This is a genomic window from Desulfosarcina sp. (genome assembly GCF_046496365.1).
Taxonomy (GTDB): Bacteria; Desulfobacterota; Desulfobacteria; order Desulfobacterales; family Desulfosarcinaceae; genus Desulfosarcina.
The window spans coordinates 1-18,122 of record NZ_JAWOHB010000046.1; the positions used below are offsets into that span (position 1 = coordinate 1).

The 18,122-nt window shown below is 57.9% G+C and carries 11 protein-coding genes; 7 read left to right on the forward strand and 4 right to left on the reverse strand.

The annotated features are described in order from the left end of the window. Nucleotides 1-72 precede the first annotated feature (72 nt). The 4 genes from R6V78_RS03185 (at nt 73) to R6V78_RS03200 (ending at nt 9,216) form a co-directional block, all read left to right on the forward strand. On the forward strand, nt 73-4,503 hold the full coding sequence (locus tag R6V78_RS03185; protein ID WP_410287879.1) for an FAD-dependent oxidoreductase: 4,431 nt from the start codon (nt 73-75) through the stop codon (nt 4,501-4,503). Nucleotides 4,504-4,628: 125 nt separating this feature from the next. Next, the gene (locus tag R6V78_RS03190; RefSeq protein WP_410287880.1) at nt 4,629-5,069 is read left to right on the forward strand and encodes a hydrogenase iron-sulfur subunit; all 441 of its coding nucleotides are present in this window, start codon (nt 4,629-4,631) and stop codon (nt 5,067-5,069) included. A gap of 16 nt (nt 5,070-5,085) precedes the next feature. Continuing rightward, complete coding sequence (locus R6V78_RS03195) at nt 5,086-6,927, forward strand: PAS domain S-box protein (protein ID WP_410287881.1); 1,842 nt, start codon at nt 5,086-5,088, stop codon at nt 6,925-6,927. A 327-nt stretch (nt 6,928-7,254) separates the two neighbouring features. Then, nucleotides 7,255-9,216, forward strand: a complete 1,962-nt coding sequence (locus R6V78_RS03200) for an alpha-amylase family glycosyl hydrolase (protein WP_410287882.1) — start codon at nt 7,255-7,257, stop codon at nt 9,214-9,216. 78 nt (nt 9,217-9,294) lie between these two features. On the opposite strand, the gene R6V78_RS03205 is transcribed toward R6V78_RS03200, so the two are convergent. Continuing rightward, on the reverse strand, nt 9,295-10,728 hold the full coding sequence (locus R6V78_RS03205; protein WP_410287883.1) for a B12-binding domain-containing radical SAM protein: 1,434 nt from the start codon (nt 10,726-10,728) through the stop codon (nt 9,295-9,297). Between the two features lie 211 nt (nt 10,729-10,939). On the opposite strand from R6V78_RS03205, the gene R6V78_RS03210 reads away from it, so the two are divergent. The 3 genes from R6V78_RS03210 to R6V78_RS03220 are packed head-to-tail and all read left to right on the forward strand — an operon-like array spanning nt 10,940 to nt 14,047. Further along, nucleotides 10,940-11,647 (forward strand): glycosyltransferase, encoded by a 708-nt coding sequence (locus R6V78_RS03210; protein ID WP_410287884.1) that lies wholly within the window; start codon nt 10,940-10,942, stop codon nt 11,645-11,647. 23 nt (nt 11,648-11,670) lie between these two features. Continuing rightward, nucleotides 11,671-12,504, forward strand: coding sequence for a polysaccharide deacetylase family protein (locus tag R6V78_RS03215; protein WP_410287885.1), 834 nt, complete (start codon nt 11,671-11,673; stop codon nt 12,502-12,504). Nucleotides 12,505-12,559: 55 nt separating this feature from the next. Beyond that, nucleotides 12,560-14,047 (forward strand): phytoene desaturase family protein, encoded by a 1,488-nt coding sequence (locus R6V78_RS03220; RefSeq protein ID WP_410287886.1) that lies wholly within the window; start codon nt 12,560-12,562, stop codon nt 14,045-14,047. A gap of 125 nt (nt 14,048-14,172) precedes the next feature. Here R6V78_RS03220 and R6V78_RS03225 read toward each other — a convergent pair whose 3' ends face one another. The 3 genes from R6V78_RS03225 to R6V78_RS03235 all read right to left on the reverse strand — a co-directional run bounded on the left by R6V78_RS03225 (nt 14,173) and on the right by R6V78_RS03235 (nt 18,062). Then, nucleotides 14,173-16,227 (reverse strand): methyl-accepting chemotaxis protein, encoded by a 2,055-nt coding sequence (locus tag R6V78_RS03225; protein ID WP_410287887.1) that lies wholly within the window; start codon nt 16,225-16,227, stop codon nt 14,173-14,175. Between the two features lie 139 nt (nt 16,228-16,366). Beyond that, the gene (locus R6V78_RS03230; protein WP_410287888.1) at nt 16,367-16,894 is read right to left on the reverse strand and encodes a hypothetical protein; all 528 of its coding nucleotides are present in this window, start codon (nt 16,892-16,894) and stop codon (nt 16,367-16,369) included. 1 nt (nt 16,895) lies between these two features. Continuing rightward, nucleotides 16,896-18,062, reverse strand: coding sequence for a radical SAM protein (locus R6V78_RS03235; protein ID WP_410287889.1), 1,167 nt, complete (start codon nt 18,060-18,062; stop codon nt 16,896-16,898). Nucleotides 18,063-18,122: the final 60 nt, after the last annotated feature.

Here is an 18,122-nt window from a genome sequence, read left to right on the forward strand (position 1 = left end):
CCTCGGCGAGAACGAACGCACCTATCTGGGACCTGACCTGGCGGATCACGGCCTTTAAGAAGGAGAAAAATCATGACAACAACAACCACGGGTTCGGTGCTGGTCGTCGGCGGCGGCATCGCCGGCATTCAGGCATCGCTGGATCTGGCCGACGCCGGCTACCGGGTCGTCCTGGCGGAACAGAATTCGGCCATCGGCGGCGTCATGTCCCAGCTGGACAAGACCTTTCCCACCAACGACTGTTCCATGTGCATCATCTCGCCCAAGCTGGTCGAGGCCGGCCGCCACCTGAACATCGACCTGTTCACCATGACCGACGTGCAGTCGATCGTCGGCCAAGCGGGCAATTTCACCGTCACCCTGCGCCAACGGCCCCGATTCATCGATATGGAAAAATGCACGGCCTGCGGGGAGTGCAGCAAGGTGTGCCCCGTTGAGATACCCAACGATTTCGACCAGGGTCTGGGCGCCCGCAAGGCGGCTTTCAAGCGCTACCCTCAGGCCATGCCCAGCGCCTATACCATCGAGAAAAAGGGCACGGCACCCTGCAAGGCCGCCTGCCCGGCCAATCCCAGTTTCCAAGGATGCGTGGCCCTGATGGCCCAGGGCAAATACAAAGAGGCCTTCGAACTGTTCCGCAGCGAGCATCCCTTTCCGGGCGTCTGCGGCCGGGTCTGTCATCACCCCTGCGAAACGGCCTGCACCCGGGCCAAGGTGGACGCACCCGTTTCCATCATGGCCCTGCACCGCTTTTTGGCCGACTGGGCCAGGGAGAATGGGATCACCTTCGTCCCCGCCAAAAAAGAGTCCCGCGAAACCAAAGTGGCCGTGGTGGGCAGCGGGCCGGCCGGTTTGGCCTGCGCCTATTTCCTGGCCATCGAGGGATTTGCGGTCACGGTCTTCGAAAAGCATACGCTGCTGGGCGGCATGCTGGCCCTGGGTATCCCGGCCTACCGTCTTCCCAGGGAGATAATCGACGAGGAGATTGCCGTCCTGCGACAGCTGGGGGTGGAATTCAAGGCCGGGGTTAACCTGGGAACGGACGTCACCGTGGGCCAGTTGCGCGATCAGGGCTTCAAGGCTTTTTTCATGGCCATCGGCTCCCAGGAGTGCAAACTGCTGGGCGTTGAAGGCGAAGATTACCAGGGCGTGTTCCCCGGGGTGGATTACCTGCTGCGGACCAATTTGGGTGCAAAGATCGACCTGGGAAACCGGGTGGCGGTCATCGGCGGCGGCAACGTGGCCATGGATTCGGTACGAACCGCCCTGCGCAACGGCGCCGGGGAACCTTTTATCATCTACCGCCGCAGCGAAGCGGAGATGCCGGCCAGCGTCGAAGAGATCGAGGAGTGCCGCCAAGAGGGCATCGAGATCATGACCCTGACCAACCCGGTGCAGATCATCGCCAAGGCGGGCCGGGTCACAGCAGTCGAATGTATCCGCATGCAGTTGGGGGCACCCGACGATTCCGGCCGGCGGCGCCCGGAACCCATTGTCGGATCCGAATTCACCATCGCAGTGGACGCGGTGGTCCCGGCCATCGGCCAGGAGTCGGATTGGGCCTGTCTCACCGATGAGTGCGCCTGTACGCTCAGTGACTGGGGTACCATGAATGTGGATCCGCTGACCCTGCAATCCGGTGATCCGGACATCTTTGCGGGCGGCGATGCCGTCAGCGGCCCCAAAACCGTGGTCGAGGCCATTGCCGCCGGCAAAACCGCCGCCGAGTCCATCCGGCGTTACCTGGGCAACGAAGATCTCAAGGCCGGCCGCAAAACGCCCCTGGTCCCGGTGGAAGATGTGGACCTCGGCGCGGCGGTTCCCCTGGCACGCCAGCAGATGCCCATGGCCGACCCGGATAAGAGAAAAACAACCTTCGACGAGGTCCAGCTGGGCCTTGACGAAGCGGCCGTACAAAAAGAGGTCCAGCGCTGCCTGGCCTGCGGTGTCTGCTCGGAGTGCTACCAGTGCGTATCGGCCTGCCTGGCCGGGGCGGTATGCCACGACATGGCCGACCAGCTCCATGAAATCAACGTGGGGGCCGTCATTCTGGCCCCGGGGTTCGCCCCCTTTGATCCTTCCGTTTACCAGGCCTACAGCTATGCCGCCCACCCCAACGTGGTCACCAGCCTGGAATTCGAGCGCATCCTCTCCGCCTCCGGCCCTTACGCCGGGCACCTGGTACGGCCCTCGGACGATCAGCCGCCCAAAAAGATCGCCTGGCTGCAGTGCGTGGGGTCGCGGGACCTGAATGCCTGCGACAACGGCTACTGCTCGTCAGTTTGCTGCATGTACGCCAACAAGCAAGCGGTGATCGCCAAAGAACACAGTGACGAGGAGCTGGATACAGCCATTTTCTTCATGGACATGCGCACCTTCGGCAAGGATTTCGACAAATATACCATCCGGGCCCGGGAAGAGCACGGGGTGCGCCATATCCGCTCACGCATCCACTCAGTCTTTCCGGCCAATGACGGCAATCTGCGAATCGTTTACGCCACCGAGTCGGGCAATTGTGTGGATGAGCATTTCGACATGGTAGTCCTATCCGTGGGCCTGGCACCCAACCCCAGCGCCATATCTTTGGCCCACCGGTTGGGCGTCGATCTTAACCATTACAATCACGCGCTGACCCGCTGCCTGGCACCGGTAAGCACCAACCGGGAGGGCATATTCGTTTGCGGCGCCTTCCAGGAGCCCAAGGACATACCCCATTCGGTCATGGAGGCTTCCGCCGCCGCCGCAACCGCCAGCGGTCTGCTGTCGGATTCCCGCTGGACATTGACCCGTAAACGTGAACTGCCCCCGGAGCTGGACGTATCCGACCAGGGTCCGCGCATCGGCGTTTTCGTCTGCAACTGCGGTATCAATATCGGCGGTATCGCCGATGTGCCGGCAATCCGCGATTATGCCGCCGGCCTGCCCCACGTGGCCCACGTGGAAGACAACCTGTTCACCTGCAGCCAGGATTCCCAGGATCACATGAAAGCGATCATTCGCGAAAAGGGCATCAACCGGGTCGTGGTGGCATCCTGCTCCCCCCGCACCCACGAACCCCTCTTCCAGGAGACCATCCGGGATGCTGGTCTGAACAAGTACCTGTTCGAAATGGCCAATATCCGTGACCAGAACACCTGGGTGCATATGAACGAACCGGCCAGGGCCACCGCCAAGGCCAAGGATCTGGTGCGCATGGCCGTAGCCAAGGCCGCTCACATCGAACCACTGCACCAGCTGAGTCTGGCCATCACCAAGACCGCCCTCGTGGTGGGAGGCGGCGTGGCGGGTATGGAAGCTGCCCTGGGTGTAGCCGACCAGGGCTCCGACGTGGTACTGGTTGAAAAGGGCGCGGAGTTAGGCGGGGTGGCCAACCTGCTCAACACCACCTGGCAGGGCGAACCCATCGCCGCCTACCTGTCCGACACCATCCAGCGCGTAAAAACCCACCCGCGCATCCAGCTGTTCACCCAGACGCGGGTAATACGCACCACCGGCAGCATCGGCAACTTTTACTCCACACTGGTCTCCCCTAACGCGACGGAAACGGTTATTTCCCACGGGGCGACCATCTTGGCCACAGGCGGCGGAGAATATAAACCCAATCTCTACCTATACGGCAACCACCCCGACGTGCTCACTCACCTGGATATGGACGCAGCGGTGGCCAACAAGGACAACCGGCTGCTCCGGTCCAAAAGTGTCGCCTTCATCCAGTGCGTCGGATCTCGCGACGAAAATCGTCCTTACTGCAGCAAGATCTGTTGCACCCACAGCCTGAAAAGCGCCCTGGCCATCAAGGAAACAAGCCCCAAAACAAGGGTCACGATCCTATACCGGGACATCCGTGCATACGGTTTCCGCGAAGATCTTTACAAAGCGGCAAGGGAAGCAGGCATCCTGTTCATCCGCTACGAGGCGGAAAACCCGCCCCAGGTGGCCGCCGACGCCGACAACCACCTGGTGCTCGACACAACCGATCCCATTTTGCGTCTGCCGGTGCGTCTAAGGCCCGACCTGCTAGTGCTGGCCACCGGTGTGGTGCCCAACGCCAACCGCGAACTGTTCGAGCTGTTCAAAGTGCCGGTCAACGCCGACGGTTTTTTGGTGGAGGCGCATGCCAAGCTGCGGCCGGTGGAATTCTCCTCAGAAGGGATCTACCTGGCCGGTCTGGCACACTATCCCAAGCCCCTGGAAGAGACCATCGCCCAGGCCAAGGCCGCCTCGGCCCGTGCCATGACCCTGCTCTCCCGGGATGCCATCATGGTCGGCGGTGTGGTTGCAACCATCGATTCGGGCAAATGCGCCGCCTGCCTCACCTGTGTGCGGGCCTGTCCCTACGACATCCCCCAGGTGGACGAACACAGCCACGCGGTCATCGATCCGGCCCAGTGCCACGGTTGCGGCACCTGCGTGGCCGAGTGTCCGGGCAAGGCCATTACCCTGGCCCATTTTACCGACGACCAGCTCATCGCCAAGATCGAGGCATTGTTCCTGGCGGCCTAGGACGGAGGGGAAAAGCGTGAGGACTGTGGTCGGAAAACCGATCGCAGAACCCGCATGGCCCACGCTGGGGCAGGCCTCGGTGCCTGCCCGGGTGAAACCACAAATAAGAAAATCAGGAGGGAGAAATGACCGCTACCAACGATCCCCAGATCCTGGCATTTTGCTGCAGATACTGCTCCTATGCGGCCGCCGACCTGGCCGGTTCCATGCGCCTGGCCTACCCGGCCAGCATCAAGGTGGTTCAGGTGCCCTGCACGGGCCGGGTGGATGTGATTCATCTGCTCAAGGGTTTTGAGGCCGGCGCCGACGGCATTTATGTGGCCGGGTGAATGGATGGAGAATGTCATTTCCTGGAAGGAAATCGGAGAACACGGAAAAAAGTTGCCGCGGTGAAAAAAACCCTGCAAGCGATCGGCATCGATGGCTCGCGGGTGCAGATGTTCAATCTCTCCTCGGCCATGGCCCCGGAATTTGCACGCATCGCCCGGGAGATGACGGCCACGGTGAAGGCGCTGGGACCGCTGGGCAGCGATGCGTCAACCACCAAGCCCGCACCTCGCGTGTGAAAATGAAGAGGCAACCATGGACGTAACCCAAGCCCACGGCCTGACCACTGTTCTGGATGCCATGGCCGACGGCATCTACATCGTCAACGACGATTATGTGGTCGAGTTCATGAACAAGGCCATGATCCGGGTATTCGGCGACGGCGTCGGCAAGAAATGCCATGAGGTGATCAACCACGCCAAGGCCCCCTGCCCCTGGTGCCGGGCCAGGGAGGTGTTTGACAACCGCCAGAGCACGCAGGAAGAGGTCTATGTGCCCATGGTGGAAAAGACATACGACTTGCTGGAGATACCCCTGCACAACACCGACGGCAGTATCTCCAAGCTGAGCATCTACCGCGACATCACTCAGCGCAAAGACCAGGAATACCGGCTCAAAGTCTCCCGGGAGAGCTTTCGCAGCCTATTCGAACACGTGGCCGCCGGCGTTTACATCAGCAGCAAGGAGGGCCGCTTCCTGGATGCCAACCCGGCCCTGCTGGATATGCTGGGCTATGCGGACAAAGACGAATTTCTTGGTCTCGACCTGGCCCGGGACATCTACCTCAAGGCCGAGGAGCGGGCCCGCTTCCAGCAGATGATCGAGAAGAACGGGCGGGTTATCGATTACGAAGTGGATTTCCGCAAAAAAGACGGCACGCCCATTACCGTTATGCTCACCGCCCATGTGCGCTACGACGCCCAGGGCGGCGTAAAGGGCTACGAGGGCATCTGTGTGGACCAGTCCCAGCGCAAAAAAATGGAACAGGAGTTGAAAAATGCCCACGATTTTCTCAACAACGTCATCCAGAGCTCCCCCAACGCAATCATCGGAACGGACATGCAGGGCGACATCATCATCTGGAACCAGGGTGCCGAAGAGACCCTCGGCTATGCGGCATCCGAGACGATCGACCGGATGAAGGTGCAAGAGATGTATCCTGGAGACATGGCCCGCAAAGTGATGCAGATGATGCGCAGCGCCGACTTTGGCGGCAAGGGCAAGCTGCGCTCTTATCCCATAACCTTTAGGGCCAAGGACGGACGTTCGGTGGAAGGCAGCCTCTCGGCCAACATCATTTACGACGAGACCGGCAAGGAGATGGCCTCGGTGGGGATTTTCGTCGACCTGGAAGAACGGCTGAGCATGGAGCGCAAGCTTCACAAAACCCAGGAGCAGCTCCTGCAATCGGAAAAATTGGCCGCCATGGGCCGGCTCACCTCCCAGATCGCCCACGAACTCAACAACCCGCTCTACGGAATTATGAACACCCTGGAATTGATGAAGACCGAAATTCCGACCGGCAACAAACGCCGCAAGCTGCTGGAGATGTCCCTGTCTGAAACCGTGCGGGTCACGGATATGCTGCGCAAGATGCTTTCCTTTTCCAAACCGGATCAGGAGCAACGGTCCCCCGTGGATATCAACACGATCCTGGACGAAATTCTGCTTTTATATGAAAAACAGCTCTGGGAGCACTCGATCAAGGTGGTGCACAGCTTCGCCGACAATCTCGGAAATGTGTTTGCCTCCAAAAACCAGCTTCGCCAGGTATTTTTAAACCTGATCTCCAACGCCCGCGATGCCATGCCCGAAGGCGGCCGCCTGACGGTGGTCACCGAAGGGGACAACTACTTCGTGCACATCACCATTACAGACAACGGTGTGGGCATTAAAAAAGAACACCTGGACCTGATATTCGAAACCTTCTTTACCACCAAGACCGACAGCGTCAAAGGCGTGGGTCTGGGTTTGTCGGTGTGCTACGGTTTCATCAAGGACCACGGCGGCGATATCAAGGTGGAAAGCCGCCTGGGAGAGGGCACCACATTCAGCATTTCGCTTCCGGTATACCGGAAGAACAATGGAAACGAATAGGTTCAACACCCGGCCCATCCACAATGGGGCCAGGAAGTTAAGGCGCAAAATTCACCGATCCTTGTTTGAATCAACCCCCATTCAAACCACCGCTTTTAATCCGTCGAGATCTATCCTGAGATCCAATGGACTTGTGGTGCCTGCCGTTTCCCACTGCCCGGCCATCAGGCCGCCTGTGCCAGCCCCCGGCCAATCTGCAACGCTGATGCAGGCTGGTCGCGTTCAGACCCCGAATTTGAAAAATTTCTCCAATCCGTTTATACTGTCGCTTCATCAACGGGACAATCAACCTGAGAAATAACCGGCGGGTATCAACGGAGGAATTAGATGGTCAGCAATGATTGGATCACTGCCCACGCCCCCAGGGCGTTGGCCCGGATTCTCTCTCGACTGAAACAAGACCTGGCGATTGAAGACGGTTCACATCCAAAGGAATGGGCTGTTTTCGAGGATCGTCTGAAACACCACTGGCAGCAACTGTTTACCTTGCTCCACCACTTGTATGGCTGGCAATACGATTTTTATTATCATCTGGAAAAAATAACCCATGCAGCTGCAAAATGTTGGCTTGAGCGGCCTGCATACCTGAAAGTGCTGGATGATGAACGCGAGCGTGATCCCGACTGGTTTCAGAACCAATCCATGGTCGGCGGGGTCTTGTACGTTGATTTGTTCAGCACCAGATTGTCCAAGCTGCACGAACACATGGCCTATTTTAAAAAGCTGGGCATAACCTATCTGCACCTCATGCCGCTGTTTGCCGTGCCCCATGGTGACAACGACGGCGGCTACGCCGTCAGCGATTATCGATCCATCAATCCGGATATCGGCACCATGGAAGAGCTTGCCCAGCTCGCCCGCATACTGCACCAGGAGGGGATCAGTCTGGTTCTCGATTTTGTATTCAACCACACGTCTGACGAGCATCGATGGGCCAGACGGGCTCAGGCAGGTGATCCTGATTTTCAGGCTTATTATCATCTTTTCGATGATCGCCGGCTGCCCGATCAGTATCAGCGCCACCTGCGTGACATCTTTCCCACGGTGAGGCGGGGCAGTTTTACCTGGCATGACCCGCTCAAAAAATGGGTTTGGACCACCTTTAACAGCTATCAGTGGGACCTGAATTACAGCAATCCGGATGTGTTTTGCGCCATGCTCAAGGAGATGCTGTTCTTATCCAACCAGGGTGTGACCATTTTTCGACTGGATGCCGTGGCCTTTATCTGGAAACGTTTGGGCACCGATTGCGAGAATCAACCCGAAGCACACATGGTCGTCCAAGCGTTTAACGCCCTGGCGCGCATCGCCGCACCGGCCCTGCTATTCAAATCCGAAGCCATCGTTCATCCCGATGAAGTGATCAAATATATTGGTCAAAACGAATGCCGACTTTCCTATAATCCGACATTGATGGCACTGCTGTGGGAGGCCCTGGCCACCCGAGAGGTCAAACTGCTGGCGCATGTCATGCGCCACCGCAGCCGCCTGCCCCAGGGCTGCGCGTGGGTCAATTACCTTCGCTGCCACGATGATATCGGCTGGACATTTGACGATAGCGATGCCCGCAGCGTCGGCATCGACCCGGTCGGTCATCGACAATTTCTAAACTCCTTTTATACCGGCCGGTATGAAAATTCATTTGCCCGAGGGATATCTTTTCAATTCAATCCGGATACCGGAGATTTGCGGATATCGGGGACATTGGCCTCTTTGGCCGGCCTGGAGCAGGCACTGGAACAGGCGGATCAACGGCTCATTGAATACGCCGTGCGACGGATCAATCTGTTGCGCAGCATCATGCTCAGCGCAGGAGGGATACCGCTGATCTATTTGGGCGACGAGTGGGGTGCGCTGAACGACTATACCTACCTGTCCGATCCGGCAAAGGCCGGTGACAGTCGCTGGGTGCACCGGTCCAAGCGCAGATGGGAGGCCCGCGATGATCTAACCGATGCGGACACCCTGGAATGGCGTTTCTACAATGAATTGGTAAAACTGATCGGAATTCGTAAAACGTTGGCTGCACTTTACAACGGCGGCATGCAGGTTGTTGACGCGGGCAATCCCCACCTGTTTGCCTATGCCCGCCAACATCACGCACGGCGGGTACTCATCGTGAACAATTTCTCAGACAACCCGCAGCTTATGCCCGTTGAGCTGTTAAAAGAAATCGGGTTCGGAAACGGGGCGGCCGATCTAGTTTCCGGACGTCGCCTGGCGCCGGGCGCCCCTCTGGACCTGGATGGTTATCGTTACGTCTGGCTGGATCCCCAAACCACCTTGTAACGCAGACATCCGGGTCGCGCGTATGGGTTCGGGTCAAACCGCACAAGACGGAATCATGTCAACCAAGCCCATGGAAATTCATGCGTCTTTTGTGGGTTCAAAGGTCCGCATGGCATTGAGAAAACCAGGCAGATGGGCCAACAGATACCCCAGGCTTCGGCGGTGCTGCCAGAGGCGCTTGACAAACGTCCTGCGCCATGCCTTGTCGGAATAGAACCGTTTGACATGGGTGTTATAAAGCTGATCCAGGGCCGCTTTCGATGCGATGCCCTTGGGGATAAAGACGAAGTTCAGGCAGTTCATCAATCGCCAATTCTCCTCAAGCGTACCTTCATCACATATGGTTTTCCATACCGGTGCGCCGTGAAAGGGCGTGAATTTCGACATGTTCATATCATCGAGGCCCAGCGACATCACAAAGTCGCTGGTTTTCTGAATGGAGGCCGGCGTCTCTCCCGGAAGCCCCATCATGAACAGCCCCTTGACTCTCAAACCGGCCGACTTGATCCGATGGACCGTATCCCGAACCCCATCCAGATAGACCCCCGGCTTGTGGACTTCCAGCAGATCCGGATCCCCCGATTCGATGCCCACAGAGACCATCAGGCACCCGGCCTGGTGGAGCATGCGCAGCAGGTCATCATCGGCGTGGCCCACCCGGACAGCACAATTAAACTGGATCCCCAGGGGTTTTCTCATCAAAAGCTCGCAGAGGCGGGCAATCCGCCTGCGGTTCAGGGTGAACAGGTCGTCATAGATGTTCAGATGGCGGATACCGAACCGCGATCTTAAATAGTGCATATGATCATAGATATATGCGGCCGAATTATACCGATACCCCTGGTTGAAGACCGAACGGTCGCAATAGGCGCACTGGAACGTGCAGCCCCGGCTGGTAACCATGGTGGCCCCGGGTGTCATGGTGTAACTGAACAGGGGCAGACGATACCCCTTTGGAAATCCCGCGAGCTTTTCATAGGCCGGAAAGGGAAGATCATCCAGGTTGCGGATATGATCCCGCCGCGGATTGGTGACCACCTGGTTGTCGTGCCGCCACACCAGACCGCTGATGTCCCTCAGGTTTTGGCCTGAGGCGAGCCGGCCCATGGTGATCTCGCCTTCACCCATGGCCAGATAATCGACATCCTCAAACTGCTCGAGCAACACGCCGCCCAGTGCTGAAATATGAACCCCCCCGAAAATGGTGCCGATTTGCGGCCGAACCGCCTTGATGCCGGCAGCCAGGTCATAGGCATCCAGGAAACCGGAGGTTGTAGCCGAAAAACCCACCAGGTCCGGGTCATGGCTCAGGATCTGGTTGACAGTGGCCTGGGTGCCGGACACGGCCTGGGGGCCCAGGCAGTCGATGACGGCCACATCGTGCCCTTCCTTTTCAAGGAAGGCGGCAATGGAAAGCAGGCCAAGGGGCGCCATTCGATTGGCCACGGCGGCAAAATCTTTTTTGCCGGGCAGCCAGTTGGATCCGGCGGGGTGCACCAGAACGATTCTCACACGCGACACCTTGTTCGACTCTTGAGGTTGGCGTTCTCTTCAATGGCTGGTTAAAGGCCTGCGGACGGCGCCATCACCTTGACCAGGCGTTTGCGCATGGCTGAACGACCCCGTCAAATCAGGTTGAATTTTTTGATGCCGCCATGTACACAAAGAGTTCCGCTGATGACCGGCCCGGCACTTTTTTCCATATATGTGCTTAGGAATGATAATGCAAGCGACCTGGAATGGCGTTGATAAAATATACTGCATTTCACTGATCAACAGGACCGATCGGCAAGCGCAAGCCCGGGCCCAGTTCGCCAGGGTGGGCCTGGCCGAACGGGTTGAGTTCCTCCTTGTGGACAAGCATCCCGCAAACTGTGAGCAGGGGATCTATGAATCCCACCTTCTGTGCTTGAAAAGGGGTCTGGCAGCGGGAGCCGAGCGGATTCTCATATTTGAAGACGACGTCGTCTTTGACCGCGTCACGCCTGAAATTCTGACCCGCTGTATGGACTTTATCCACACCCACGACCGCTGGCACATGCTGCTTCTGGGCTGCATGGTCCTATACAGCAGATGCACCGCCTATTCGTCGATCCTGCAGGTCGGCTTTCGGAGTTTGACCCACGCCTGTCTGATTCACCGACGCTTTGCTGAGTTCCTCGTTCGGCATCCCTGGCAGTCGGTGGCCTACGACGATTTCCTCAAGGATCTCAAGGACAGGCAAACCTATGCCCTTTACCCTTCCATAGCCTTCCAAAGCAGTTCACGATCGGACAACGACCGCTATCTGGCCCTCGATCGCTTGCGCCGGTTCTGCGGCGGCCTGCGCGCCATACAGAAAAGAAATGAATTTTATCACCGCAACAAAATTGTGGTCATCAGCGCCCATGTGCTTGCCGCGGCATTGCTCTTTCTGGGCGCAATCCGATGATACCACGCCGGCTGATCCCTGGGATGCACCGTCTGAGAAGCCTTTCTCCAGCCGCACGCATCGGCCTCAGCGCCATATGCCTGGCCCTTTTGACGGCCATCTTCAGCCCGCTTTTGGCTGCGCTGCCCCTGCTGATGTTTATCATGGTATGCGTTGCCGCACCATTGATGCCGGCGTGCAGTCTTTTCCTGCCGGTTGTCAGTCGCGGCTTGCCGGAGAAATGCGCAGTCGCGCTCACCTTTGACGATGGACCCAATCCGGCCTCAACACCCCAATTGCTTAAATTGCTTGCCAAATATGATGCCAGGGCCACCTTCTATGTAAACGGCTGCCGGGCCGAGCAATATCCCGACCTGATCCGCTCGATGCTATCCTTGGGCCATACCATCGGAAACCACTCCTACAGCCATGACAACTTCATCATGCTTAAGGGCGGCGCGGCGCTGAATGCAGAGATCGTCAAAACCCAACGCGTGCTAAATCGCCTCGGCGTCGTGCCCCGCACCTTCAGGCCGCCCGTGGGGGTGACCAATCCAAAACTTGGAGACATTCTCGATCGACTGGGCATGTACGCCGTCAATTTCAACCGGCGGGCGGGAGACAGAGGCAACCGGCAGGTGTCGAAGCTGTCCCAAAAAATACTCAAAAGTCTTCGATCAGGCGATATTATCATGCTGCATGACATCTGGCCTCGAGACGAAGAGAAGGCCCGACACTGGCTGGTGGAAGTCGAGCGGATTTTATCCGGCATTCAAGAGAAGCACCTCAAGATTCTGCCTCTGGCAACGCTCATCGACCGTCCGGTAATGGGATTTTCTGTACATCACCCGGTGGATCGCAACGTGATGCATGAATAAGTTGTAAAAGCAGTTGCACCATAGGTTTCCGGTATTGCCGGAAGAGGAAAACCAGATGCGTCACCATTCATTTCAAAATGAAAAAGCGCTGATTGTCGGATCGGGTGTCGGCGGCCTGAGCATGGGCATTATTCTTGCCGGACTCGGCTTTTCGGTAACGGTTGTCGAAAAAAACCGCCAGCCCGGCGGCATGCTTCGAAGCTACGTCCGCCGCGGCATTCATTGCAATATGGGATTGCATTACTTGGGTGCACTGGACCAGGGGCAGGTGCTTCGACGACTGTTTGATTATCTGGGCATTACCGAAAACCTACCCCTGCAGCGTATGGGGGCGAATTCGCCGGTGGATCGCTATCTTTTCACCGATGCCGCCTCCGGATCCCGGCAATTTGATGTACCCGTCGGCCTGGATGCCTACGAAGCCGGCCTGAAGGAGGCCTTTCCCAAAGAGCAGGATCCAATCGACAGGTTCATGGCATTGGTGCGTCAAAGTGCCCGTGAGCTGGACCGCCTTGAATTCATTTTTAATACCCCGTCTGCGGACAACCTGATCGATAGGCACGATCCGCTGTGGTGTCTGCTGGACCGCATGGGGTGTTCGCCGGGCCTTAAAAGTGTGTTGAGCGTTCCCTGTGTGTGGTTTGGCGTACCGCCGCGTCGGTGTCCCCAGTTCTACCACACCATGACCCTGGCCAGCTATCTGGTTTCTGCTTGGCGCCTGAAGTGCCACGGGACCCGCATGGCCGAAGTGCTGGTCCAACGACTCATCGACCTGGGCGGAACCGTCCTTTGCGGACAGGCCGTTCGCAGCATCAACGTTCGCGAGGGCCGGGCAACAGGCCTAACCCTGAAAAACGGGACCCGGTATGACGCCCCTGTGGTGGTTGCTGCCGTGCACCCCAGCGTGGTGGTCGACCTTCTAGGACCCAAGCATGTCAAACCGTCCTATGGGCGCAGAATTGCCGGACTGGTGAACACCGGCGGCATGTTTGCCGTCAATGCCATCGTGCCGGCCGACGCGCACGTGCCCCTGCCCTACAACGTCTTCTCCATGAAAACCGATACTGCCGGATCGATCGACGACGTGATCTTCACCCAGCTGCGTTCCAGCAGCCGCCCTGAATACCTGCTGCTGTCGCTCATCACCCGGGGGTACGACGAGCTCTGGAAGCCATGGGAAAACACCCGCACCGGGCACAGGGGAGACGACTACAACGCCGCGAAATCGGCCTTGGCAAACCGCCTCATCAAAGCAGTCGAACCCGTCACCGGCCCGTTGAATGGACTCGACGTAATCGACACCTATACCCCACTGACCATCCGGGATTGGGTCAACAGCCCCAACGGCTCGGCCTACGGGGTGATGCGCTCCGACGACCAGATGCTGTCGGCCGCCCTGCTGAATCGCGCCAACGTCAAAGGGCTCTACCTGGCCGGTCAAAACGTCATGGCCCCAGGCGTCCTCGGAACGATTCTTGGATCTCTGGTTACGACCAAGTTCATCGTGGGACCGCAGCGGTTCGGCCAAGAAATCCGGCTCTGATCGGGAACGGTTAACAGGACAAGGCGCCAGAGTTACATTCGGGTCTGCAGAAGCCGCAGCGCTGACGCCGAATCAAAAAATCCTACTTAACCCGATGGTTCGTCCCCATCGGAAGGGAGCCTGGGTCACGCGCAATACAGGGTATCCAACCCATTGAACAGCCCGGTCCGGGCATCGTTGAAAGCGGTCATGCGTTGGTTGGCCTTGTCGCGTTCGCCCTGGTTCACCAGGCCGACAATTTCACGAGCCAGGCGGTGAAGGTCCTCGTGGTGCCTGCCGGCTTCGGCAAATCCAGGCAGATCGGCCAATGCTTGTCCTGCCTCGCTGTGGTACCAGTGTCCTAAATTGCAGCTTTTACAATCGGGAACCTCCGCCGGAGAAATGTCTAATTCTCCTTTGATTGCCGCAGTGAGCCGATCATACCAGACCATATGGGCCTTTTTAACCTCGGCGATGTCGAATTTTGGCGGGTCGACCTGAAAATGGGCCACCACATCGTGGAGCTTTTCGGCGAGCTGGGAAAGCTCCTTAACATTAAATGCCACCGCCATGCTGGTCTGGGTCAATTCATCCGCCGACGATTTCACATCGGCAATGTCCGCTGAAATCTGTCCGGTGACCTGAGAGCACTGGGCCACGTTCGCATTGATTTCCCCGAATCCCAAAGAGGCCTCGCGCACATTGCCGGCCACCTCCCGGGTGGTTGCCAGTTGACTGTCCACGGATGTGGCGATGGTAGCGACGATGGCGTTCACCTGGTTGATCACCTCGGAAATCTGCTGTATTTCTCCAGCGGTTTCACCAGTTGAATGCTGGATGCCTTCAATCTTGGCTTTGATCTCATGGGTGGCCTGGGCCGTCTGGCGCGCCAACTCTTTGATTTCATTGGCCACGACCGCAAAGCCCTTACCCGCCTCGCCGGCGCGGGCTGCCTCGATGGTGGCGTTGAGTGCCAACAGGTTGGTCTGTTCGGAAATTGCCGTAATCACTTCAGTCACCCTGCCGATGGCATCGGCGGCACTTCCCAAGGCATTCATTTTCGCCGATGCCTGATCCGCCTGGACCACCGCACCGTCGGCGATCGTTCGGGCCTTTTCCGAATGGCGGGCGATCGCTTGGATGGTTTCCATGGTGCCAGCCACGGCTTCCGCCACCATGGAAACGTTGGTGGTGGCTTCTTCGCTGGCCGCGGATACACTGCTCATGCTGGCACTCATCTCTTCGGCAGCCGTTGCCACCGTATTGGATCTTCCTGCGGTCAGGTCTGCACCCCGAGCCATTTGATCGGATATGCGGGTCATTTCTCCCGCTGAAAAGCGCAGGGTGTCCACACTGTTGACCACCCGCCGCAGCATGCCTTCCATTCGAACGACCAGGCGGTTCAGGGAAGCCACCAACAACCCAATTTCATCGTTTTGATCAAGGGTTAAATTGTGGGTAAAATCACCTTCGGACATCTGTTGCGCCAGCCTGACCACCTGTTTGATGGGACGGGTAATATTGCGGGTGCTGACAAATCCCAGCAGTAAAGCCAGCATAACCCCCGCGGCGATGCCGATCAGCATGGATGTCTTGGCCCTGGTCATGGCCTGACGGGCCTCTGCATTCACGGATTCGATAGAACCTTGAACCCCCGTTTCCACGTCTTTGAGTCTGGCGATGATCGTTTCTCCGATCTGGCTGGCCTCGGCGCCCAACTGCTCCAACTGTGCATAATCGTAAGGCTCGGCCGAAATCTTACTGGTAATCAGATCCGCCAGGATTTTGAATTTGGCATGAAAAGAGGCCTCGTAAAAACGAAGGGCATCGGCCAGGACCTGCCGCAGGTGTTGATCCTTGGTCGCTTCGATGATGCCGGTTTTCGTCTCGCCGCCATTTAAAATGGCCTTCCCCAAAGTGGTGAAATCGCCTGCAATCTTCTCGTGCTCACGCCAGGTGGCCTCGACCTCGTCCGGCCATTGCGCCGCCTCCAGGCTTTTGAACAACTGCAGATCGTTGGCCACGGCCATTTTCATCTCCATGGCGGCATAGATCAGCGGCCCCGATTCGGTGGCTGCCTGCAGTTTGGTGCCCACGTTGCGCATGCCGAATAGTCCCACCAAACCGACCACCACCAGAATCATGGTGATGCATGAAAAATAGATCATCTGTTTCACGAGCAATGGCAGATTCTTGAACATGTTTGCAAACCCCATACCCTTGAGCGATATTGATGGATACTGATCCAAAAGGACACAGCCGGGCCAACTGGAAAGACACCGTCCTAGGCATGTATCGACCGTGGCTAAAAAGTCTTTAATGAAATATGCAGCAGGGTTATTACCGGTGGATGCAGCGACCGGTGGGGTTTAATTGCAGCAGCCATCTCTGGAGACGACGAAGCGGCCTGAACATGAAGAACCGGATCAGCCGGCTGAATCCGCTCATCACCCGGCCAATCTCCTTTTCTATGCAAGGCTCCACGCGGCAAAAGGAGATGATGCAGCGCTCCGGGCGCAGGGTGTCGGGAAAGAGGCAGGGTCCGGTGCCGTTTTCGAGAAAAATACAGTCTGCGGGAAAAAAGCCTTCCCTGGTGAGGCAGACCGCCATGGCATCTTCAATCTCCGGCGCCATGGCGAGGATGTAGAGCAGATCCCATTCGGTGACGATGTCGGCGGGAAGGATGTTGCGGCAGCACAAGCCCCGGCATTTACCCATGCAGCTCGCCAACAGGGGGGCCGCTTTTTGGGTCAGGGCATGCTGGGCATGCCGGATGTCACGGCAGATAGCCAGTAGGGTGGTGCGCTCATTTCCATCCAGCGCGTCGATTTTCCTTCGGGCAGCCCTGAAGCTGTGTTTAAGCCCCATATTAAATAAACCGCATCATCATTTGGTCTATTATGGCATCCACATTGTCCGGCGTAATGCCGTGCTGTGCGCAAAAGGCATCCGCCTTGGCGCGCCGCTTGGGGCTGTTCATGTCGGCCAGGCGGGTAAAAATGCCCAGCCGCCGACCCACCTGGAAACGGCACTGATCATGGGGTGACAGCGCCAGAAACCGGTCCAGAGCCGCGAGGATATCAGCTTTGGCATCAGGAAGCCGACCCTGGACCTCTTCAAACAGGTTAAGAATGTGATCGCTGACGATCATGCTGGTGATACCCGCCAGGCTTTCGATGAACAACCGGATTTCGCGGATCACCTCGACATCGTTCAGCTTGACGAATCGCCCCTTGCGGTGCTCCTCAGCCAGTGGAATCCCTGCGGGGATGGCCAATGTGCGCAAACGGATGAAATCCGGGTTGATCCGGTTCAATGCATCGGCGGTTTCCGTCGCGTGGTTTTCGGACAGGTCCCTGCCCCCCAGGCCCGGCATTACATACTCGGACAGTTCCATGCCGGCCTTTTTAACCTTTTCTCCGGCCTTGATCTGGGTTTGCTTGTCCACCCCTTTTCTAACCATCTTGAGCACTGCATCAGAACCGGACTCCAGCCCGATGTGGATGCGGTTCAACCCGGCCGCACGCATCTGCCTCAGGTTGTCATCACTGATGCGGGCGATGGTATGTGAACGGGCGTAGGAGGTGATGCGCGCAACCCAGGGGAAGCGGGACCGGAGATGATTGAGGATCCGGATCAGTGCGTCGGGTTTGACCACCAGGCTGTTGGCGTCCTGCAGAAAAATGGAAGTCATTCCGCCGGCGTACCAGTTGAGTGCGGCACCAAAGGACTGCTGGTCTTCGGGCCCAAGGTCCCGCATCTGTTCATTGATCGGCTGGCGGAGAATCTGCCCGGACGGGTCGGCAAGGCGTTTCAGCGTCTGCACATGCCGGTGGAGCGCATCGATATCAGTGATAACGTGGGTTTCGGGGCGAACGGAAAAGGGCGCCCCTTTATATACCGGACAGAAGGCGCAGCGGTTCCAGGGGCAGTTGCGGGTCACCCGGACCAGCAAGCTGCCGGCCTCGCTGGGCGGTCGGATGGGGCCTTGTTCAAACCCGTGGTAACGATCCATGTCATTCCGACGTACGGCCATGGCCGATGCCTCCTGTGAGTATCCGGTTCGCCTTTATCTATACCGTCCCTCACTGGAAAA